The organism is Pontibacter anaerobius (assembly GCF_026241195.1).
In the GTDB taxonomy this organism is placed as follows: Bacteria; Bacteroidota; Bacteroidia; order Cytophagales; family Hymenobacteraceae; genus Pontibacter; species Pontibacter anaerobius.
Genome location: NZ_JAPFQO010000002.1, coordinates 161364 through 181849, shown reverse-complemented (window position 1 = coordinate 181849; position 20486 = coordinate 161364). Strand labels below are relative to the sequence as shown.

Sequence of the window (20486 nt, the reverse complement as noted above, 5' to 3'; positions counted from 1 at the left end):
CCTTTCTCCCCCACTTCTATAAAGTATGAAGCACTCCCCCCAAAAAACTAAGAATTTACTGAATCGGCTCTTCTGCCAGCACTTTGCTCACCACCTCCAGCACATTCTCCTCAGAGAAGGGCTTTACGATGTATGATTTCGCTCCATTTTCCATGGCTTCGTTCACGATTACCTCTTGCCCCACGGCACTCACGATAATCACTTTTTGCTCTGGCTGCTCGGCTCTGATTCCCTTCAATACCTCCAAACCGGTATTATCGGGCAGAATAACGTCCAGCGTTATAAGGTCAGGCTTTGTCTCACGGGCGAGTTCAAGGGCTGTCTGCCCGTTCGGTGCTTCGCCCACAATTTCGTAGCCAGCGTCCGTAAGCATGTTTTTCAGCATGGTGCGCATGTAGAATGAATCATCTACAATCAATATTCTTTTCATACTTTATAAAGTATAGTTTCTTGGTTTATAAGTTCGGCAACTGGTTCACTTCATCCTGGGTCAGGATCTTGTGTATGTCCAGCACGATAATAAGCCTGTTATCTATTTTGGCAATACCCTCAATAAAATTCTCATTCACGCTTACATCATGTAAGAAGGAAGGCGTTTTATCGATCTTCGTTAACGCCAAGTTCAGAGACTGGGGCACCTCCTTCACATCTATCCCAATACTGTATTCATCTGCCTCAACTACCAACGTATAGCTGGATGGTAAAGCGGATGCTTCCGGCTTAGGCTTGATGTTAAAGCGCTTTTCCAGGTCGATGATGGCGATAATATCACCACGAATGTTCGCAACCCCTTTCACAAAATCAGGGGTGCGGGGCATGCGCGTTATGTTTGGCGTCACAGTTACCTCTTTCACCTGATCAATCCGGATGGCATATTCCTCAGTGCCTAACTTGAATACGATGAGGTGCACCATTTCCGGCGTTACATGTACGCGGGTAGCCTCTGTTGAAGAAGCTTCGTGTTTTTCTGAAACTTGATCCGATTTACTGGTTTCAGGATGTACCGCATCAGAAGCAGCTGGCGCCGCCTGCTTTTGCTCTTTAACTTCTTTTGCCATTACTTACTCTTGCCCTCTCCCAGTCTGGTTGCACCATTCATCTTTCGTGGTGAGTCAGTCGCCACGCGCTTATTACCGGTTTGGTTTCTCTGCTTGCGCTGGTTTGATGGTATAGAAGTCATCAATCCTTTTTTCTCATTGAAAACTAAGTTTCCATCGATAAGCTTAAAGGCGGAGATACTTACCTGCAGATCTGCTGCAATGTCGTTCAGGTTCTGAGAAGATGATGTCAGTTCCTGCATCGAGCCTGAAAGCTGCTTCGCAGTGCTTGCCACCTGCTGCGTACCCGATGCGGTCTGCTCGGCAATGGCTACCACTTCCTCCACGTACTTCACTACATCCCCGATGGTCGTTTTCTGTACTTCCGTCGCTGTAAGGATGTCCTGGGCAGTTCGAAGCGTTTCACCACTGGAGGCGGCAATATTTTTAAAGGCTCCGGATGCCTCAAATGTGGCATTCTTTCCTTTGAGTACCCGTCCCTCCATGGTGGAAATTGCCGTTGCAGCAGAGGCCGTATCTTTTTTCACGTCATCTACCAGCGTGGCAATCTCACTTGCAGAAATTCGGGAGCCTTCGGCCAGTTTCCTGATCTCTTCAGCTACCACGGCAAATCCGCGACCAGCCTCACCGGCACGAGCCGCCTCAATGGCAGCATTCAGGGCCAGAAGGTTTGTCTGGGCAGCAATGTCTGTGATTACACCAAGCGACTTTGATATTTCCTGAGAGCGCGTGCTCAATACCTCAATTGTTTTAGAAGTAAGGGCTGCTGAACTCGAGATCTCCTCCATGTTCTTCACCACTTCCGCTACTGTCTTAAGACCTATCTGAGAGCTTTCCTCACCAAGCAAGGCTGATTTGTTCACCACTTCGGCGCGGTTGGCAGTCTCCTTCGTTGCTTTCATGATTTCCTCAATCAATTTGAAAGCCTGGTCAGTTTTTAGGGCCTGGTTCTGCGCACCCTCAGCCATTTGCTGCATGGCAAGCGCCACATCCAGTGTTACCTTGTTCATTTCCAACCCTTTGGCAGCCATCTCTTCAGAAGAAGACCCAACTACCAGTGAAGAATCGTTGATTTCACCAAGGAGTGCATTCAGGTTGTCAACGGCAAGGTTTAGAGCATTTGCCATATCCAGGATATCACCGGCAGTCTGCGCTTCAACTTTCTGGGTTAGATCACCTTCAGAAATGGCACGTACTACGCGTGATACATCGAGCACTGGCGTTACGATGGATTCAAGCAGGTCGTTCAGCGTGTCTACCAGTTCTTTCCAGCTACCGCCCACACCTTGCAGGGTGGCGCGCTCTGTCAGTTTACCTTCCACACCCGCAACTCTGGCCACACGAGACACCTCACCAGCCAGTCGGTTCAGGTCAACCACCATCGTGTTGATCGTGTCGGCCAACTCAGCCATCTCACCTTTCGCTTCCAGCATCAGCTTCTGCGTCAGGTCACCTTTCGAAACCGCTGTTACTACTTTTACTATACCTCGCACCTGCGTTGTCAGGTTAGAGGCCATGGTGTTTACGTTGTCGGTCAAGTCTTTCCAAACTCCGGCCACGTTCGGCACGTTGGCCTGGCCGCCAAGGCGTCCCTCGGTACCCACTTCCAAGGCCACGCGGGTTACCTCCCCGGCGAAGATGTTGAGCGAGTCCACCATGCGGTTGATGTTCTCCTTCAGCTCACCCAGCTCGCCTTTCACGTCCACGGATACCTTCTGTGTCAGGTCACCCTTTGCTACCGCCGTCGCAACTTTGGCAATGTCACGCACCTGCAGGGTCAGGTTAGAGGCCATGGTGTTCACATTATCCGTCAGCTCCTTCCAGGTACCTCGTACTTTTGGCACGTTGGCCTGTCCACCTAAGCGTCCTTCCGTACCCACTTCACGTGCCACACGAGTTACCTCATCCGCAAAGATGTTGAGCGAGTCCACCATCTGGTTCAGGTTCTCCTTCAGGTCCAACAGCTCGCCGCGGGCCTCTACCGTAATCTTCTGGCTCAGGTCGCCTTTCGCAACGGCAGTGGCTACTTTGGCGATATCACGCACCTGAGAAGTCAGGTTGCTGGCCATGTAGTTCACGTTGTCCGTGAGGTCTTTCCAGGTTCCGCCTACGTTCGGCACGTTGGCCTGGCCGCCCAGCTTACCCTCGGTACCTACCTCGCGCGCCACACGGGTTACCTCGTCACCGAAGATATTGAGCGAGTCCACCATCTGGTTCAGGTTCTCTTTCAAGTCCAAGAGTTCGCCGCGGGCTTCAACAGTAATTTTCTGGCTCAGGTCGCCTTTGGCAACCGCTGTCGCCACTTTAGCTATACCCCGCACCTGCGTTGTCAGGTTAGAGGCCATGATATTTACATTATCGGTCAGGTCTTTCCAAACTCCGGCCACGTTCGGCACGTTGGCCTGGCCGCCAAGGCGTCCCTCGGTACCCACTTCCAGGGCCACGCGGGTTACCTCCCCGGCGAAGATGTTGAGCGAGTCCACCATGCGGTTGATGTTCTCCTTCAACTCGGCCATCTCCCCTTTCACGTCCACCGACACTTTCTGCGTCAGGTCACCCTTTGCAACAGCGGTTGAAACGTTAGCGATGTCGCGTACCTGAGAGGTCAGGTTAGACGCCATGGTGTTTACATTATCGGTCAAGTTCTTCCAGGTTCCGCCTACGTTCGGCACATTGGCCTGGCCGCCCAGCTTACCCTCGGTACCCACTTCGCGCGCCACACGAGTTACCTCATCCGCAAAGATGTTGAGCGAGTCCACCATCTGGTTCAGGTTCTCCTTCAGGTCGGCAAGCTCACCTTTCACATTCACTGTGATTTTCTGGCTCAGGTCACCTTTCGCTACCGCCGTCGCCACATTGGCGATGTCACGCACCTGCAGCGTCAGGTTAGAGGCCATAGAGTTAACATTGTCGGTCAGCTCTTTCCAGATACCGGCTACGTTTGGCACATTGGCCTGACCACCCAGTATACCTTCTGTACCTACCTCGCGTGCCACACGGGTTACTTCCGCGCCAAACACATTCAGTCGGTCCACCATCTCGTTCAGGATGTCCTTCAGTTCACCCAGCTCGCCTTTTACGTCAACGGATACTTTCTGGGTCAGGTCTCCCTTCGCCACCGCAGTCGCTACATTGGCGATGTCGCGTACCTGGGAGGTAAGGTTACCCGCCATCAGGTTCACATTATCGGTCAGCTCCTTCCAGGTGCCCTCTACTTTCGGCACGTTGGCCTGGCCGCCCAGTTTACCCTCGGTACCCACTTCGCGGGCCACGCGGGTTACCTCACCGGCGAAGATGTTGAGCGAGTCCACCATTTGGTTGATGTTCTCCTTCAGCTCGGCCATCTCACCACGCACATTCACCGTGATCTTCTGCGTCAGGTCGCCTTTGGCAACGGCAGTAGAAACGTTAGCGATGTCGCGCATCTGAGAGGTTAGGTTGCTGGCCATGGTGTTCACGTTGTCCGTGAGGTCTTTCCATACACCGCCGACATTAGGCACTTTGGCCTGACCGCCAAGGCGTCCCTCGGTACCCACTTCGCGGGCCACGCGGGTTACCTCACCGGCAAATATGTTCAGGGAGTCCACCATGCGGTTGATGTTCTCCTTTAGTTCACTTAGTTCTCCTTTAACATCTACCGATACCTTCTGGGTCAGGTCGCCCTTCGCCACCGCAGTCGCTACGTTGGCGATGTCACGTACCTGGAAAGTAAGGTTGGAGGCCATGGTATTCACATTGTCTGTGAGGTCCTTCCATACACCCGCCACGTTTGGTACTGATGCCTGGCCACCCAGCTTACCCTCGGTACCCACCTCAAGGGCCACGCGGGTTACCTCACCGGCAAACAGGTTCAGGTTGTCGATGGTGCGGTTGATGGTTTCGGCCATCACTTTAAAGTCGCCGGACACAGGGATCTGGAACGTCTCGTCGAGGTTACCGCGGGAGATGTTCTTAAGTACCTTGCCCACCTCAAGTACCGGAACCGCAATGGAATCCACCAGGCCGTTGATGTTGTTGATCATGTCCTTCCAGAAACCGGAAGCATTCTCGGCAGAGGCACGGGCTTTCAGGTTACCCTCCACACCAGCTACTTTGGAGATGCGCGAAACCTCGCCACCTACACCACCGATCATTTCCACCATCGAATTATAGGCTTCGGCGATGTCGGCAAATATATCGTCGTTCTGCTTTGTAAGGCGCACTGAAACGTCGCCTTTCTTAAAGGCATCGAGCGCATAGAGCACTCTGTTCAGCTGGTCGCTTATGTAATCCGGATTGCTTGGAAGCTTGCCTTGTCTCAGCTTTCTGGCTCCTGCCTGCTTGTCGGGTGACGGTTTTGCAGGCCCTACCGGCTGCTCCTTCGCTGCCGGTGCGGCAGTTTTTTCCGGAGCGTCTAACACAGCTGTGGTAGCTCCACCAGTCTCAGCCTTTGCCCTTGGAGTGGTTTTCTTCTCTTCTTTGGCTTTTTCGTCACTGATGAGCTTCTCTTTACTCAACTTCAAGTTTTTACCTAAGGCCATAATTTTTTGGTTGGAATAGGGTATCTCTAAACCTTTTGCAGTGCCCTGTCAGCAAGTATAAGCAAGCATCCATGGTTCCCACAGGTTTACAAGTAGTGCAATTTACTATTAAAAGTATAAAAAAATATGAATTTGGCGAAGTATTATCGTTTATACTTTCAGGTACTCCTCGGCCAGGGCGGCATAATCTTTGGCCCCGTAGGAGGCTGCGTCATAATCCAACACGCTTTTACCGAAGGAAGGTGCCTCGGCTAATTTCACGTTCATTCTTACCTGGCTTTGGAATATTTTCTCCTGCACGTTTTCCCGAAGGTACTCCAACACCTCTAGACTCAGCTTCCGCCGCACATCAAACATCACCACTACGATCCCTTTGATTTTTAGTTTCGGGTTAAATGCTTTTTTCACCTTCTGTACGGTGTTCATGATCTGGTCGAGCCCCTGTAACGTAAGCACCTCCATCTGCAAAGGTATAAGCACCTCCTGTGCCGCCGTAAGGGCGTTAAGTGTTAGCACTGAGAGAGATGGCGGGCAGTCTATGAATATATAATCAAAGCCCTTTGCCTGTGCCAATATACTTTTCAGGAACTTCTCACGGTCTGGCTGCGAAACCAGAGAAATCTCGATGTCTACCAACTCATTGGATCCCGGCACCACCCACAGGCCGTTCTTCTCCACCATGACATCGTTTATACTTTTTTCGCCTTGAAAGACCTCCGCCAGCGTACCAGTGGGGCTTGAGACTGCCAGCGAGTAAGAGAGGTTGCTTTGCGGGTCCAGGTCAATCAGCAGTACTTTTTTACCCAGTTTGCTGATGGCGCTGCCCAGGTTTATGGTTGTAGTTGTTTTACCAGTGCCGCCTTTCTGGTTTATCACGGCCACCACATTCGTCTTCATTACGTTGTGTTAAGGGTGATTATGGCAGTTACAGTACTGCTCATGCCACTAAACTATAGAATTAAAGTATAACTTGAAAGTATGCTCCGTTTAAGCTCACCCTTTGAAGTGATCCAGCAAATGACCGTTCGTCAGGTGAATATCCCGCCACTGCTCCAGCTCCACAGCCACAGCCACCACATCGGCAGGCTCCAGATAACCGAGCCTTAGCTCTTCCGTCAGTTCGCGGGCCAGGCGTGTAATACCGGGGTTGTGCGCCACCAGCAACACCTGCTTTACATGGTCAGGCAACTCGCCCAGGCTTTTCATCAACTGGCTTTCGCGGGCATTGTACAAGTCTGGGTTATACATAATGTGCTCCTCGTCGAAGTATAGACGGTTGGCAATAATACGTGCTGTGGCATTTGCCCGGGTAGCGGGGCTTGCCAGCAGCGCATCAGCTTTAGAAAATTTTTCACGCAGCCACTTGGCAGTATTTCGCGCCTGCTGCTGACCTGCGGGGGTGAGTTCCCGTTCAAAGTCTGGTTGCAGCGGAAAAGGGTCATATGCTTCGGCGTGGCGGCAAAGGAGTACAATTCTTTGCATATATTATTTAAAGTGACCGTATAGATTAAGCACCGGCTTGGCTTTGGGACCACCGGATTTTCAAGCATAGTTAAACCGATGTTATACGTATCGGGTTGTAATAGTTAGAAAAAAAATTTGAACTTTGGGCAAAATTTAGCCTTGTTCGCCCTGTAAATATAAAGGATGATAAAAAACTTAGTCATAGTAGAGTCGCCTGCCAAGGCCAAGACAATCGAAGGATACCTGGGGAAAGACTTTGTAGTGAAGTCCAGCTTCGGCCATGTGCGTGACTTACCTAAAGATAACAACGCCATTGACATAGCGCACGGTTTTAAGCCGACGTATGTCATCTCCAGTGATAAAAAGGATGTAGTATCGCAGCTGCGAAAGCTGGCAAAGGAGGCTGAAACAGTGTGGCTCGCATCGGACGATGACCGCGAGGGAGAAGCCATTTCGTGGCACCTGACCGAGGCGCTGAACCTGAACGATGTCAAAACGCGCCGCATTGTGTTCCGTGAGATCACCAAAAACGCCATTCTGAATGCCATCAACACCCCGCGCGGTATTGATATGGACCTGGTGAATGCACAGCAGGCACGCCGTATACTTGACCGTCTGGTGGGTTTCGAGCTGTCGCCGGTGCTGTGGAAGAAGATAAAAACGGGGCTTTCAGCAGGCCGCGTGCAGTCGGTGGCAGTACGCTTGGTGGTGGAGCGCGAGCGTGAGATAGAGCGCTTCAAAGCCGAGGCCACGTTCCGTATCACGGCTTCTTTTGATGTGCAGGGACGGACGCTGGAGGCAGAGCTTCCGCAGAAGTTCAAGACGGAGGAAGAAGCGCAGGCCTTTTTGCAGAAATGTATAGGCGCGGAGTATACGATAGAAAACCTGGAGCAGAAGCCGTTGAAGCGCAGCCCTGCCCCGCCGTTTACTACTTCTACCCTGCAGCAGGAAGCCAGCCGCAAGCTATACTTCTCGGTAGCCCAGACCATGACCATTGCGCAGCGTTTGTACGAATCAGGTAAGATCTCTTACATGCGTACTGACTCGGTGAACCTATCGGAAGAAGCTATTCAGGGGGCAACCAGAGAAATACAAAGCTCTTTTGGAGAGCGATTTGTTAAAACCAGGCGCTTCAAGACAAAGGCTGCCTCAGCCCAGGAAGCGCACGAAGCCATACGCCCTACAGATTTCTCGAAAATGGTGGCCAGCAGCGACCGCAACGAGCAGCGTTTGTACGAACTGATCTGGAAACGCGCCATTGCCTCTCAGATGGCTGACGCCGAAATCGAGAAAACAACCGTTACCATCGGCATCTCAACGCAACCTGACCAGAAGCTCCAGGCTACCGGTGAAGTCATCAAATTCGAAGGCTTCCTGAAAGTGTACATTGAGTCAAAAGACGATGAGGAAGAAGGAGCTGATGAGGATGTGAAAGGCATGTTGCCTCCGCTGAGCATTGGGCAAAGTATAAACCTGCGCCAGATGCTGGCCACGCAGCGTTACTCCCGCCCCGCCGCACGTTACACAGAGGCAAGCCTGGTGAAGAAGCTGGAGGAAATGGGCATCGGCCGTCCTTCTACATACGCACCAACTATCTCTACCATCCAGAAACGCGGTTATGTGGAGAAAGACAGCCGTGAGGGCAAAGAGCGTAATTACCAGGTGCTAACGCTGAAAGGCAACGACATTACCACCCAAACCAAGACCGAGGTGACAGGTGCCGAAAAAGCCAAACTGTTCCCAACAGACACGGCCATGGTGGTGAACGATTTTCTGGTGGAGCACTTCCCGAACGTGATTGACTACTCGTTCACGGCACGTGTGGAGGCTGAGTTTGACGAAATTGCGCAAGGTCACCAGGAATGGGAGAAAATGCTGGACCAGTTCTACCAGAAGTTCCACAAACGCATCGAGTCGAGCGAGAGCATATCCAGGGCTGATGTTTCCGGGGCGCGAGAGCTAGGCCAGGATCCGGTTACTGGAAAAACAATCGTAGCCAAGCTTGGTAGATTTGGCCCGTATGTGCAGCTGGGTGAGGAGAATGAAGAAACAGGGGAGAAACCAGTATACGCCAGCCTGCGGAAAGGTCAATTTATAGAGAGCCTTGCTCTTGAAGATGCACTGGAGCTTTTTAAGCTGCCACGCATTGTTGGTGTTTATGAAGATAAGGAAATGAAAGCCGCCATTGGCCGCTTTGGCCCGTACATCAGCCATAACAGCAAGTTCTATTCTTTACCTAAAACCCTGGATCCGCTAAAAGTTACTGCAGAGGAAGCCATTGCGCTGATTGAGGCCAAGCGTAAAGCAGATGCTGAGAAGCTGATAAAATCCTTCCCGGAGAACCCTGACATACAGGTGCTGAACGGACGCTATGGCCCTTACATTGTAGCAGGCAAAAAGAACGTGAAGATTCCGAAGGACAAAGAACCAAGCGAGCTGACGCTGGAGGAATGTATCGCGCTGGCGGAGGCCACGCCGGAGAAGAAAGGCCGCGGCGGCTTCAAGAAAAAAGCAGATGCTGACAAACCAGCCGCCGAGAAGAAAAAAACAACTACCAAGGCGAAAAAAGCACCGGCTAAAAAGACTACAACTGCCAAAAAGGCTGCGCCAAAGAAAAAGGCCTAGCTTTAAGTATAAATCAAACGAAAAGAGCACCTTCAAGAGGTGCTCTTTTCGTTTATATGCTGTTGTGATTATTCTGCCTCTGCCCCATTTCTCCTGGAGCCACGGTACAGTTCATACTTGAGCAGGCGGCACTCTATGGAGCCATTGTACAGCGGCACGCGGCGAGAGGTGCGCAAACCTACATTTTTGGCGGCTTCCAGATTACCGGTAAATACAAAGGCATCGTAACCCTGGTAATTATTCTTCAGTGCATCGCCAATGTTTTTGTACAGCAGGTTGATGTCGTCGGATTGGATACGCTCGTTGTAGGGTGGGTTCATCACCACAACGCCTTGGCCTTCCGGTGCTTTGGTTTCGAAGAAGTCTGCCTGTTCAACTTTTATGATCGCTCCCAGGCCAGCGTTCTCAATATTATTGCGTGCCGCTTCTACGTAATCCGCATCAAGGTCATAGCCAAGTATCTGTGCCTGCGGTGCTGATTTAGCCTTCGCCTCTGCCGTGTTCCAAACCAACTCAAAAAGCTGCTCATTGTAGTCTTTCCACTTCTCAAAGCCATAAGGGTCGCGGCGGAAGAGCCCGGGGGCCATGTTCTGTGCCATCAGGGCAGCCTCTATCAGGAATGTACCGGAGCCGCACATGGGGTCTATAAACGGTGATTTTTTATCCCAACCAGACAATTCGATAATTCCGGCAGCCAACACCTCATTAAGCGGGGCCACGTTGGTCTGCAAGCGGTAACCACGGCGGTGCAGCGAGTCGCCGGACGAATCAAGCGACAAGGTGACAAGGTTATCATGCATGTGCAAGTTCAGACGCACGTCCGGGCGTACACGGTCCACGGAAGGACGTTCACCGGTTTTTTCCCGGAATTGGTCCACGATGGCGTCCTTTGTTAGCTGCGACACATACAGCGAGTGTTCAAAGGTGGAATGGCTCACCACGGCATCTATGGCAAACGTCATACTCACGTCCAGTATTTCAGACCAGTCTGTTTTTTGCACCTGCTCGTAAAGGCTCTTCTCATCGCGGGCCTTAAACTGGCGGATGGGCTTGAGAATACGGATGGCGGTGCGGCACCACAGGTTGGCCTCGTAGAGTTGGCGCGTATTCCCGGAGCAGGTTACCACGCGGTTACCCACTTTCACAAACTCCATGTCCAGGTTGCGCAATTCCTCTGCCAGCACCTCCTCCAGGCCAAACAGGGTAGTTACAATTATATTAAAATTCTCGTTCTGTGTCTTCTTCGCCATACTTTATACTTTATTAAAGCACAAAGATAGGAGATTTAGAATTAGAGCGTTTGGGAGTTGATGAGTTTAGGCTTTTCGTTTGGTGCAAGACCCAGAGAAACCTCCATAGCTACGTATAAAAAATGTCAAACTAAAAGTAAATCAAGCTACAAAAGAAAGCTTTGATGCATAAAGCGTTCAAGTATAAAGCATCAGGTACAGCAGCCCTGAAGTATAAACTCTACCTGCATGTTACACCTGTCTAACTCAAAAAAGCTATCTTTGCCTTAAATAAACCCGCTTATGAAACTGCAGACAGACTTCTCTCTGAAACCTTATAACACCTTTGGCATAGATGTAAAAGCCAGGCTTTTCGCCCGCTTCGACTCGGTTGCAGAGCTACATGAGCTGCTGCAATCCCCTGAACTGAAGCAGGAGCAGAAGCTTATACTTGGCGGCGGCAGCAACCTGCTTTTCACGAAGGATTTTGACGGGCTGGTGCTGCAGAATGGCATAAAAGGCGTTGAGAAAGTAGCCGAAGACGAGGAACATGTATACCTGAAGGCAGGCGGCGGCGAAGTATGGCATGAGTTTGTGCTTCATACATTGAACATGGACCTTGGCGGCATAGAAAACCTGTCGCTGATACCGGGAACGGTGGGTGCCGCACCGCTGCAGAATATCGGTGCCTACGGCGTGGAGTTGAAAGATGTATTTCAGGAACTGGAGGCAGTGCATATAGAAACGGGCGAGGTGAAGACATTCGATAATGAAGCCTGCCGCTTCGGGTACCGCGAAAGCGTGTTTAAAAATGAGCTGAAAGGCCAGTACATTGTAACGCACGTTACCTTTAAACTACATAAAAAACACCACCTCAACACCTCCTATGGGGCCATCAAAACCACTCTGGAGGAAATGCAGGTACATGAGCCGAGCATCCACCTTGTGAGCGCGGCTGTTTGCCATATCCGACAAAGTAAACTCCCGGACCCAAAGCAGATCGGCAATGCGGGTAGCTTCTTCAAAAACCCCGAGATCCCCCTTTCAAAGTATGAGGAACTGCAGCGGCAGTATCCGGCCATCCCCTCCTACCCTGTTTCTGAAACAACGGTAAAAGTGCCTGCCGGATGGCTGATAGAACAGTGCGGCTGGAAGGGAAAGGTAATCGGCAACTATGGCGTACACAAAAACCAGGCACTGGTGCTGGTGAACTACGGCGGCGCTAAAGGTGAAGACATCCGAAAGCTGGCTTTCGAGGTGATCCAATCGGTAGAAGACAAGTTTGGGATTAAGCTGAGTCCTGAAGTAAACATCATATAACACAGCCTGTCTGCTTAGAAAATTTATAGTTCATTTTACCTAACTATTTACAGAATCCTGCGCTATATAGTGTACTAAAGACAACTATATGACCCTTTACAGCTTAACACTATGCGCACAAAAAACTACATACTCTACTTAATCCTATTCCTATCCGTTAACTTCCTGGTGTCCTGCGACGACGATGACGACGACAAAGACCCGGAACCATCTAAAACAGAACTCATTACATCCGGCGAGTGGAAAGGCGACAAGGTGCTGCTCAATAATATTGATGTAGCTGCTATACCTAATATCGGTGAAAATGCCACGACCTTCCAGACGCTTCGGCTTACGTTTAAGGAAGATAAAACCTACACGGCTATCTTTCAGGCGCAAGGAGACGAGCAGTCTTTTGGTGGCAACTGGGAGTTTAACGCCGATGAAACAAAGGTTACGCTGGACACACTCGGCGAACTCGACATCAAAACACTAACGCAGGACAACCTTGACCTGACCACCATCATCAGCACAGATAACATCAATCTGATCGGAGAGATCTTAGGCATTGACCCAAAGCTGATTGCAGTCTTTACCGGCGGAAACCCCGTGGAGGCTGAAATGAGGTTCGTGAAGTAAATGTGAAATCAAGGATAGCAGCAAGGCCGGTACTTCAGAGTATCGGCCTTGTTTGATTTACCCCTCCTTCTCCACTTCATGCGTTTCTACCTTCACGGCATTGTCCTGCGGGCGGATGCCGCGGTCGTGCTCATTTGAGTAAACCTGAGTAAACTCAGCCCCAAGCAGGAAAATGACGGAAGTATAGTATACCCACACCAGAATAAGCACCAGTGAACCGGCAGCACCATACGTATCGGCCAGCGGATCGTGCTGAAAGTAGATATTAAGTATGAATTTACCCACCACGAAAAGTATCGCTGTAACCGTTGCCCCTACCCACACATTGGGCCAGCGAATTTTGGCATCGGGTAGCACTTTAAATATGGCAGCGAATATAACTATGCTGATAAGTATGGAAATAACGACGTTACCTACCGTGATGAGGTACACGGCTATACCGGACAGCTCCTGCCGCAGAAACTCATTTATCAGGCCCATCACCACATCCACAGAAAGCGACACCAGCAACAGGAACCCCAAACTCACCACCATTGCCAGGGATAAAACCCTATCCACGATCAGCTTTACCCAGCCCCGTTCCGGCTTTGCACGCACCTCCCACATGGCGTTCAGGCTATCCTGGAGGGCCACAAAAACCGTGGTAGCAGAAAATATCATGGTAGATACACCGACAATGGTGCCGACAGTGGTTGCGGCAGAGCGGTCGGCATTCTCGATGATATTCTGTATCTGCTTTGCCCCGCCATGGCCAATAATGCCACCAATTTGCCTGGACAGTTCGCCCTGCACTGCCTCATCTCCAAACACAGCACCTGCAATCCGCAGCGTGATGATGAGTACTGCTGGCAGAGAGAAGATAGTATAAAACCCGATGATGGCGGCCCAATCGAGCGGGCGGTCATCGCTGAATTTCTTAAAAGTACGCTTGGTAAGGGTCCAGCCTAATTTGATTTTTTTGTCCATACGCCTAATTGCTTTAACCTATCGCTCAGGTATTCAGCTCCTGTTTACGGCGCACATGCAAGTATGATACCCACCCGCCTCAGGTATACCATTCACTTACCTCATCCAGCGGCTTTCGGCGAAGATCAGGCACCTGCACCTCATCGGCGGGATAGCCTACGGGCAGCAGCAGAAAAGGCCGCTCATTGTCGGGCCGCCCCAGTAATTTGGTAAGAAAATTCATAGGGCTTGGTGTGTGGGTCAGGGTTACGAGGCCAGCGTGATGTATGGCAGAGATAAGAAAGCCGCAAGCTAGCCCCACCGACTCGCTTACATAATAATTGTTACGTTTGGTACCATCTGGCTTCAGGTCGTAAGCTTTTTTAAATACCACAATTAGCCACGGCGCCACCTCCAGGAAGGGTTTATTCCAGTCGGTACCCAACGGAGCAAGGTCTTCGAGCCACTCCGGGGACATGCGGTGCTGGTAACTCTCATACTCCTCTTTCTCAGCAGCCTCGCGTATCTGGCTTTTTAAGTCAGGATTGGAGACAACGCAGAAGGTCCAGGGCTGTTTATGGGCCCCGGAGGGAGCCGTGGAGGCTGCTAGAAGGACCTGCTCTATAACTCCCCGCGGCACAGGCCTGTCTGAAAAGTCGCGAACAGAGCGGCGCCTGTCCATGAAGGTATAGTATTGATGGGCCCGCTCCAGCATCTCCTGCTCCGGAAAGGTATCAGGTTGATAGGGCACAAAAGGATAGCTTTTCGAAGGCATGGCGAGGAGTTTTTGTTTAACTAAAGCTAAGAAATTCTGGAGGAAAAACTAAGCTATCGCTAGCCTGGCAAGGTAATTACCGGCATCGCCCTCCAGTAGCAGCTCAAAAGTATAGCCCTGCTGCAGAGCGTAATCTTCCAGTATAGATGGATCGATGAAAAGCCAGTTGAACCAGCCGCTTTCCTGGCCTTTATACTTCATGTTATACTTTACCTCACCATAGTAGCCGGCATTCAGGTCCAGCAAAACAGATCCGTCTTCATCCTCATACATGTACAGGATATCCGACGACTCCAACAGAATCTGACCGCCTGGGTTCAGCAAGGTTTTGGCATGCTTCAGGAAGCGTTCTAACCCCTCCAGCGTGCCCGCAATACCGATTCCGTTCATCAGCATCAACAGGGTATCGAAATTGGCGCCTTGCAAGTCAAAAATATCCTTGTGAAGCACCTGCTTTACTCCCTGCTGTTGCATAGCCTCCACGGCGCCGGCAGCTATATCCATAGCAGTCACGTCCAAACCTCGCTTCTGCAGAGCCAATGCATGGCATCCGGAGCCTGCTCCTACATCCAGCACTTTTCCACGGCAGGCATTGAGGGCCAGCACTTCCATCTCGGGCATCTCTTCCTCAGTCCGGAACAGGTAGCCTACAGGTATGGCGTCATCCTCGGTTAAATTGCTTTCCACGGTTATCTCTTCGTCTGTTGCACCAGCCAAATAGTCAAGCAAAGCGGTGCCAATCGGGTCGTTTTTCATGTGTAAGTAGGGTTTAGTGTGGCAATTTCGTCACAAAAGAAATCATGCCAAACTCTTTTTATACTTATCTAATTATAATTTACACATGGTTTCTATACATACCACACAGCATCAGACGTTTATATAAAAAATAGCAGTACCAATATATTGCATATATGCTAAACTTATGTAGATTTAGCATCTGTTATTGAAACTAAGCCTATGTCATCAAACGCCTTCAGCCTAAACCTGCTTATGAATCCAAAACTTGAAGACAAGTACCTTCACCTGGAAGAATCGCGCAACCGCCTGCTGGATGAGTTGGCTGGCCTGGATGATGCACAACTTAACACTGCCACTTCCGCCGGAAAGTGGAGCATTAACCAGCATGTGGCGCACCTGGTTTTGGTAGAGGAACGTGCACTGGACAACATAAGGTACAAACTGAGCCGACAGGAGGAATTACAAAACGTAGGACTCAACCAAATCGTCAGGGCCTTCCTGATGAAGCTGGCTTTGCAATCTGGTCGCAAGTATAAGGCGCCGGCTGTGGTGGCCGCTGTACCCAACACCTGCCACCTGCCAGCGCTGCGCCAGCAATGGGACAAAGCCCGCTTTGAACTGGAGGATGAGCTAACCGGTTTCCCGAACCAGTTGCTGGAGAAGGGAATATTCAAACACCCTATGGTGGGCTACCTAACTATTAGCCAAACACTCACTTTTCTACAGGATCATTTTATACATCATAAGCGCATTATGCAGGCGCAAAAGCAGGCGCTGGTTGGGTAGTTTTGCCATTTAATTTGGGGCGCACCAGGCTGCACCAGGCATGTATTTTTTTTGAACCTATGCCAATTAATAACCTAAGTAGCGTCAGGCAGAAAGCCCACACAATATATTAACTTATAACCCTATACATCAACACATAAACAGAACAGCATTAAAGTTATTGTTGAACACAAACCATATCAAGCCTGTGTATTCGATACTTAATTTTCCAGAAAAGTTAAATCGTATTGCAGCATAAGATGGGTTCCCAATCTTGTCCCTGCTTTCAGTCACATCTCCAAATTACAACTACCAGAGCACTTTAGAAGTATAAACCCTGAAACTGCAGCTGCAGGCAACAAAGGATCTTTATGCAGGACAATCACCTAGGCGTGGACTACGGGTCTAAAATGGCTGGCACTACGGCAGTTGCCATGGTACAGAACGGCGAACTGTACCTTTGGCAATGTGCTAAGGATAAAGATGCAGACCTGTGGCTTCAGGGACTGGTGCAAGAACTAAAACCTGCCGTGGTATACATAGATGCTCCCCTAACGTTGCCCATGGTTTACTCACAGGATGTACAAACGCCGGAATCAGACTTTTTTTACCGTCAGGCTGACCGCGAGGTGCAGGCCATGTCGCCTATGTTTATTGGTGGTTTAACGGCAAGGGCCATGAAGCTCCGAACACAGCTTGCTGCAAAGGGCACTGCCATGCTGGAGACATACCCTACACAGGCTGTAAAGCTGCTGCTCCCGCACCTGCAAGGTTATAAAAAAGAACCCGCCGCCCTTCAGGCGTACGCTGAAGCACTGCAAGGCCAGCTAAAGTATCCTTTGCGACACCCTGCAGAAAACTGGCACCAAATAGATGCTATACTATGCTGGTTGTCAGGGTTTAGACACAATAACAACAAAGCTATACTTTATGGCAGGGCAACGGAAGGGCGTATTATAGTCTAATCACCATCCGATACGTCCGAGGCTGTCTCAAGTGTCCGGAACTCCATTTGCAGCGCCTTTATCTTCACTTCAGTATCGGTTGGAATATTGCCTGATATCTCGCTTTTACGATCATTCAGCTTCTCCATTACGCGCTTCGCCATTTCCCAATCCTCATCGTCCCAGGTACCTCTCTGCTGCCGCACGTTCTCCAGAAGAGTGATGTATGCCTCCCGCACGTTGTTCTCATTTATACTTGCCAGGTCCGCCCATCTGCCAAGCAGGTTACGCTCCCACTCGGAGAGGTCATCTTCGGTCAGGCTTTTCTGGTACTCCTCGTCGGCATCCTGAAACTCCTGCTTCAGGTTTTGATATTCCTGCTTCAGTTCGGCAGAAAACTGGTCTTCTTTCTGGTCTAACTCCTGCGTACGCATTTTAAAGTCTTCTCGCGCCCGTTTCCAGTCTTCTTCCGTACGATCGGCTACGTTGGAGGTGGTATTGCTTATCCAGGCCCTGAAGCCGGCCAGATCATCCTCTATCTGTTGCTCCCGTGTGGCAGAACATGCAAACAGGCTCACAGAAAATAGCATCACTATAAAAATTCGAAATATCCTTTTCATATTATGTCCTTGTTTAAATGGTTCCATACTCATCACTTACGGAATATCAGCTATATAAGATATTATAAATCAGCAGCAAGCATATAACAGATTAAACCCCACCTTTACCATCCTTCCCAAATATCATTTGGAGTGAATACTTTAAAAATTTATAACTATCCTCCCTAAGGAACGTAAAATCAAATGAGATTAGAAAAATCATAAATTACTATAACATAAGTATATTAAAGGATTCTAATTGTTCACCCCACCTCATTGCCTGTTTAGGCTAGCTCTGCAATAGCTTATACTTCGAGTATGCATTAGTACCGCACAAGTGAAGTATAAGCTATTTACTTTTTACCTCCAGCACCAAGTATTTACCGCTGAGGGCTACCTGTCGCAGCACGAGCTTGTCAGCTGTTAGCTCCCGCACCTCCCAGCGTGGCAGCATGGTTGTTAGTATGTCACTTCTATCAACTTGCCTCGTCTGCATACTGATGAACCTGTCCGCCGCCTGATACTTCCACCTACCCTCCTCATTACTTCCTGCGTCTGCCACGCCGTAATGACGGGCTAACGTATAGGTGCCGTTCTTCCTGAAGGTTATTTCTATTTTCTCATGAGGCAGCACTGGCTCCAATTGCCCTCTATGGGCATGAAACTGCTCGCGCAGCACCCAGGTTTTAGAGAGCATGGTTATCGTATCGGCCTCCTGCACCTGTAGCAAGTGCGGCAGTTCATAGAACTTTGCGGCAGGGTTTGCAGTAAGAGTCAGGGATAAAACCAATGTTAATAACATAGATCAGGATTTCTAAAGACCACAAGTATAACCTACGCAAAACGAAGCTTTTACGCTTCAGCACTGCAAGAAATTATGGAAAACAACCAAGCAAGACACGAGGAATTTATGCGGGAGGCGATCAGCCTTTCTGTAGAAAAAATGCGGGAAGGCTACGGCGGCCCGTTTGGGGCAGTGATTGTCCGGAACGGTGTGGTGATTGCCCGCGGCTACAACAAAGTATTGCACACCCACGACCCCACGGCTCATGCTGAGGTAGAAGCCATTCGCTCTGCCTCGCAAACCCTCGGCACCCACGACCTCTCCGACTGCGAGATTTACGCCAGTTCCCAGCCCTGCCCCATGTGTTTGGGTGCCATCTACTGGGCCAGGCTAAAGAAAATTTACTATGGCAATCCGCACCAGGAGGCGGCGCGCATCGGTTTTGATGATTCTTTCATATATGAGGAGCTGGAGAAACCCGTGGAGCAGCGGCATATTCCTACACAGCAACTACTGCCAGAAGAGGCGCACAAGGCCTTTGAAGTATGGGAACAGAAAGAAGATAAACAGCCTTATTGAAGTAGAGAGGCAAGGTATACTTGATGAGTTAAAAGTATAAGTATAAAAAAACCGCTGGCCATACCTTTAAGGGTATAACCAGCGGTTTTTATTTGAATGACAAGCCCTAAAGCAGGGTAGTCATTTGTGTTTTGTCAAAAAGAAATTTTTAAGGCCTAAAGAAGACTAACGCTGCTTCAGTAGGTTGGCCATGTTGCCGAGGCCGCCGCGCTTGCCAGACATCTTATTCATGGAGCGCATCATCTTGCGCATGTCATTGAACTGCTTCATCAGGTTATTTACCTGCGTTACGTCGGTGCCACTGCCTTTCGCGATACGGGCACGGCGGCTGCCACTGATCATGTCAGGGTTTTCGCGTTCCTGCGGGGTCATCGACTTAATGATCGCTTCAATCGGCTTGAAGGCGTTCTCGTCAATCTCCACATCCTTCAGGGCTTTGCCCACACCAGGTATCATGCCCACCAGATCCTTGATGTCACCCATTTTCTTGATCTGCTCCAGCTGCGTCAGGAAGTCGTCGAAGTTAAACTGGTTCTTGCGGATCTTCTTGTTGATTCGCTTCGCCTCGTCTTCGTCGAAGGCCTGCTGCGCGCGCTCCACCAGGGAAATCACGTCACCCATGCCCAGGATACGCTGCGCCATACGGTCAGGGTAGAACAGGTCCAGCGCCTCCATCTTCTCACCGGTAGAGATAAACTTGATCGGCTTCTCCACCACGGCACGGATAGAAAGGGCGGCACCACCACGCGAGTCACCATCCAGTTTCGTCAGCACCACGCCATCAAAGTTAATGCGCTCGTTAAAGGTCTTGGCTGTGTTCACCGCATCCTGGCCCGTCATGGAGTCTACCACGAACAGCGTCTCGGTTGGGTTGATAGCCTTCTTAATCTCGGCTATCTCTTTCATCATCGCCTCGTCCACGGCCAAACGACCGGCGGTATCGATGATAACTACCTTTTTGTGTGTTTTCTTTGCGTGCTCAATGGCGTTAAGGGCAATCTGCACCGGATTCTTGTTCTCCGGCTCCGTATAAGCCTCTACTCCTACCTGCTCTGCCAGCACCTGCAGCTGGTTTATCGCCGCCGGACGGTACACGTCGCAGGCAGCCACCATCACCGAGCGGCCCTGCTTCTTGATATAGTTAGCCAGCTTACCTGTAAAGGTTGTTTTACCGGAGCCCTGCAGACCAGAGATCAGGATGATAGCCGGATCGCCCTTCAGGTTGATGTCCTGCTTCTCGCCACCCATCAGCTCGGTCAGCTCCTCATGCATGATCTTCACCATCAACTGCCCCGGCGACACTGCGATCAGTACGTCGCGGCCCAAGGCTTTCTCCTTGATGTTATCGGTGACGGTTTTGGCAACTTTATAGTTTACGTCAGCATCTACCAGCGCGCGGCGCACTTCTTTAATGGTGGTAGCTACGTTTATCTCGGTAATGTTTCCCTGGCCTTTCAGCGTTTTAAAGGCACGGTCTAACTTGTTACTTAAATTATCGAACATGTTTTTTTCTAGATTTACCT

At 50.3% G+C, this 20486-nt stretch carries 18 protein-coding genes; 6 read left to right on the top strand and 12 right to left on the bottom strand.

Annotated elements, in window-relative coordinates; genetic code table 11:
* Window positions 1–55 precede the first annotated feature (55 nt).
* The 5 genes from OO017_RS04165 to OO017_RS04145 all read right to left on the bottom strand — a co-directional run bounded on the left by OO017_RS04165 (window position 56) and on the right by OO017_RS04145 (window position 7060).
* Entirely contained in the window at window positions 56–430 is a 375-nt protein-coding gene (locus OO017_RS04165) for a response regulator (protein ID WP_266051188.1), read from the bottom strand.
* A 25-nt stretch (window positions 431–455) separates the two neighbouring features.
* A complete protein-coding gene (locus tag OO017_RS04160; protein ID WP_266051187.1) occupies window positions 456–1058 on the bottom strand; it encodes a chemotaxis protein CheW in 603 nt (200 codons plus the stop codon).
* On the bottom strand, window positions 1058–5560 hold the full coding sequence (locus OO017_RS04155; protein ID WP_266051186.1) for a HAMP domain-containing protein: 4503 nt from the start codon (window positions 5558–5560) through the stop codon (window positions 1058–1060). Before OO017_RS04155 ends, OO017_RS04160 begins: the two co-directional genes overlap by 1 nt.
* A 168-nt stretch (window positions 5561–5728) precedes the next feature.
* Window positions 5729–6475 carry a ParA family protein gene (locus OO017_RS04150; RefSeq protein ID WP_266051185.1) on the bottom strand — a complete coding sequence of 249 codons (747 nt, stop codon included), beginning with the start codon at window positions 6473–6475 and terminating at the stop codon, window positions 5729–5731.
* Window positions 6476–6571: 96 nt separating this feature from the next.
* Window positions 6572–7060, bottom strand: a complete 489-nt coding sequence (locus tag OO017_RS04145) for a SixA phosphatase family protein (protein ID WP_266051184.1) — start codon at window positions 7058–7060, stop codon at window positions 6572–6574.
* Window positions 7061–7225: 165 nt separating this feature from the next.
* On the opposite strand from OO017_RS04145, the gene topA reads away from it, so the two are divergent.
* Window positions 7226–9667, top strand: a complete 2442-nt coding sequence (topA, locus tag OO017_RS04140; protein ID WP_266051183.1) for a type I DNA topoisomerase — start codon at window positions 7226–7228, stop codon at window positions 9665–9667.
* Window positions 9668–9735: 68 nt separating this feature from the next.
* Here the strand turns inward: topA and OO017_RS04135 are convergent, their stop codons facing one another.
* On the bottom strand, window positions 9736–10917 hold the full coding sequence (locus OO017_RS04135; protein WP_266051182.1) for a THUMP domain-containing class I SAM-dependent RNA methyltransferase: 1182 nt from the start codon (window positions 10915–10917) through the stop codon (window positions 9736–9738).
* Window positions 10918–11199: 282 nt separating this feature from the next.
* On the opposite strand from OO017_RS04135, the gene murB reads away from it, so the two are divergent.
* Window positions 11200–12216 (top strand): UDP-N-acetylmuramate dehydrogenase, encoded by a 1017-nt coding sequence (gene murB, locus OO017_RS04130; protein ID WP_266051181.1) that lies wholly within the window; start codon window positions 11200–11202, stop codon window positions 12214–12216.
* Window positions 12217–12327: 111 nt separating this feature from the next.
* Window positions 12328–12834, top strand: a complete 507-nt coding sequence (locus OO017_RS04125) for a DUF5004 domain-containing protein (protein ID WP_266051180.1) — start codon at window positions 12328–12330, stop codon at window positions 12832–12834.
* Between the two features lie 57 nt (window positions 12835–12891).
* Here the strand turns inward: OO017_RS04125 and OO017_RS04120 are convergent, their stop codons facing one another.
* From OO017_RS04120 to OO017_RS04110, 3 genes are all read right to left on the bottom strand, one after another.
* Window positions 12892–13800 (bottom strand): YihY/virulence factor BrkB family protein, encoded by a 909-nt coding sequence (locus OO017_RS04120; RefSeq protein WP_266051179.1) that lies wholly within the window; start codon window positions 13798–13800, stop codon window positions 12892–12894.
* 79 nt (window positions 13801–13879) lie between these two features.
* On the bottom strand, window positions 13880–14554 hold the full coding sequence (locus OO017_RS04115) for a nitroreductase family protein (protein WP_266051178.1): 675 nt from the start codon (window positions 14552–14554) through the stop codon (window positions 13880–13882).
* A 48-nt stretch (window positions 14555–14602) separates the two neighbouring features.
* Window positions 14603–15310: a class I SAM-dependent methyltransferase gene (locus OO017_RS04110; RefSeq protein WP_266051177.1), complete on the bottom strand. Its 708-nt coding sequence runs from the start codon at window positions 15308–15310 to the stop codon at window positions 14603–14605.
* 234 nt (window positions 15311–15544) lie between these two features.
* On the opposite strand from OO017_RS04110, the gene OO017_RS04105 reads away from it, so the two are divergent.
* Window positions 15545–16078, top strand: a complete 534-nt coding sequence (locus tag OO017_RS04105) for a DinB family protein (protein ID WP_266051176.1) — start codon at window positions 15545–15547, stop codon at window positions 16076–16078.
* Between the two features lie 350 nt (window positions 16079–16428).
* The gene (locus OO017_RS04100) at window positions 16429–17022 is read left to right on the top strand and encodes a DUF429 domain-containing protein (protein WP_266051175.1); all 594 of its coding nucleotides are present in this window, start codon (window positions 16429–16431) and stop codon (window positions 17020–17022) included.
* Here OO017_RS04100 and OO017_RS04095 read toward each other — a convergent pair.
* The gene (locus tag OO017_RS04095; RefSeq protein ID WP_266051174.1) at window positions 17019–17621 is read right to left on the bottom strand and encodes a DUF2059 domain-containing protein; all 603 of its coding nucleotides are present in this window, start codon (window positions 17619–17621) and stop codon (window positions 17019–17021) included. The two genes, OO017_RS04100 and OO017_RS04095, sit on opposite strands and share 4 nt — an antisense overlap.
* 328 nt (window positions 17622–17949) lie before the next feature.
* A complete protein-coding gene (locus OO017_RS04090) occupies window positions 17950–18402 on the bottom strand; it encodes a hypothetical protein (protein WP_266051173.1) in 453 nt (150 codons plus the stop codon).
* Window positions 18403–18477: 75 nt separating this feature from the next.
* On the opposite strand from OO017_RS04090, the gene OO017_RS04085 reads away from it, so the two are divergent.
* Window positions 18478–18963, top strand: a complete 486-nt coding sequence (locus tag OO017_RS04085) for a nucleoside deaminase (protein ID WP_266051172.1) — start codon at window positions 18478–18480, stop codon at window positions 18961–18963.
* A gap of 165 nt (window positions 18964–19128) precedes the next feature.
* Here the strand turns inward: OO017_RS04085 and ffh are convergent, their stop codons facing one another.
* Window positions 19129–20466, bottom strand: coding sequence for a signal recognition particle protein (gene ffh, locus OO017_RS04080; RefSeq protein WP_266051170.1), 1338 nt, complete (start codon window positions 20464–20466; stop codon window positions 19129–19131).
* Between the last annotated feature and the right edge of the window lie 20 nt (window positions 20467–20486).

Excerpts from the sequence above, each read along its gene's own strand:
- OO017_RS04145 (WP_266051184.1), bottom strand. The coding sequence starts at position 7,060 with ATGCAAAGAATTGTACTCCTTTGCCGCCACGCCGAAGCATATGACCCT.
- OO017_RS04150 (WP_266051185.1), bottom strand. The coding sequence starts at position 6,475 with ATGAAGACGAATGTGGTGGCCGTGATAAACCAGAAAGGCGGCACTGGT.
- topA (WP_266051183.1), top strand. The coding sequence starts at position 7,226 with ATGATAAAAAACTTAGTCATAGTAGAGTCGCCTGCCAAGGCCAAGACA.
- OO017_RS04120 (WP_266051179.1), bottom strand. The coding sequence starts at position 13,800 with ATGGACAAAAAAATCAAATTAGGCTGGACCCTTACCAAGCGTACTTTT.
- OO017_RS04085 (WP_266051172.1), top strand. The coding sequence starts at position 18,478 with ATGGAAAACAACCAAGCAAGACACGAGGAATTTATGCGGGAGGCGATC.
- OO017_RS04105 (WP_266051176.1), top strand. The coding sequence starts at position 15,545 with ATGAATCCAAAACTTGAAGACAAGTACCTTCACCTGGAAGAATCGCGC.
- OO017_RS04165 (WP_266051188.1), bottom strand. The coding sequence starts at position 430 with ATGAAAAGAATATTGATTGTAGATGATTCATTCTACATGCGCACCATG.
- OO017_RS04115 (WP_266051178.1), bottom strand. The coding sequence starts at position 14,554 with ATGCCTTCGAAAAGCTATCCTTTTGTGCCCTATCAACCTGATACCTTT.
- OO017_RS04090 (WP_266051173.1), bottom strand. The coding sequence starts at position 18,402 with ATGTTATTAACATTGGTTTTATCCCTGACTCTTACTGCAAACCCTGCC.
- ffh (WP_266051170.1), bottom strand. The coding sequence starts at position 20,466 with ATGTTCGATAATTTAAGTAACAAGTTAGACCGTGCCTTTAAAACGCTG.
- murB (WP_266051181.1), top strand. The coding sequence starts at position 11,200 with ATGAAACTGCAGACAGACTTCTCTCTGAAACCTTATAACACCTTTGGC.
- OO017_RS04110 (WP_266051177.1), bottom strand. The coding sequence starts at position 15,310 with ATGAAAAACGACCCGATTGGCACCGCTTTGCTTGACTATTTGGCTGGT.
- OO017_RS04095 (WP_266051174.1), bottom strand. The coding sequence starts at position 17,621 with ATGAAAAGGATATTTCGAATTTTTATAGTGATGCTATTTTCTGTGAGC.
- OO017_RS04135 (WP_266051182.1), bottom strand. The coding sequence starts at position 10,917 with ATGGCGAAGAAGACACAGAACGAGAATTTTAATATAATTGTAACTACC.
- OO017_RS04100 (WP_266051175.1), top strand. The coding sequence starts at position 16,429 with ATGCAGGACAATCACCTAGGCGTGGACTACGGGTCTAAAATGGCTGGC.
- OO017_RS04125 (WP_266051180.1), top strand. The coding sequence starts at position 12,328 with ATGCGCACAAAAAACTACATACTCTACTTAATCCTATTCCTATCCGTT.
- OO017_RS04160 (WP_266051187.1), bottom strand. The coding sequence starts at position 1,058 with ATGGCAAAAGAAGTTAAAGAGCAAAAGCAGGCGGCGCCAGCTGCTTCT.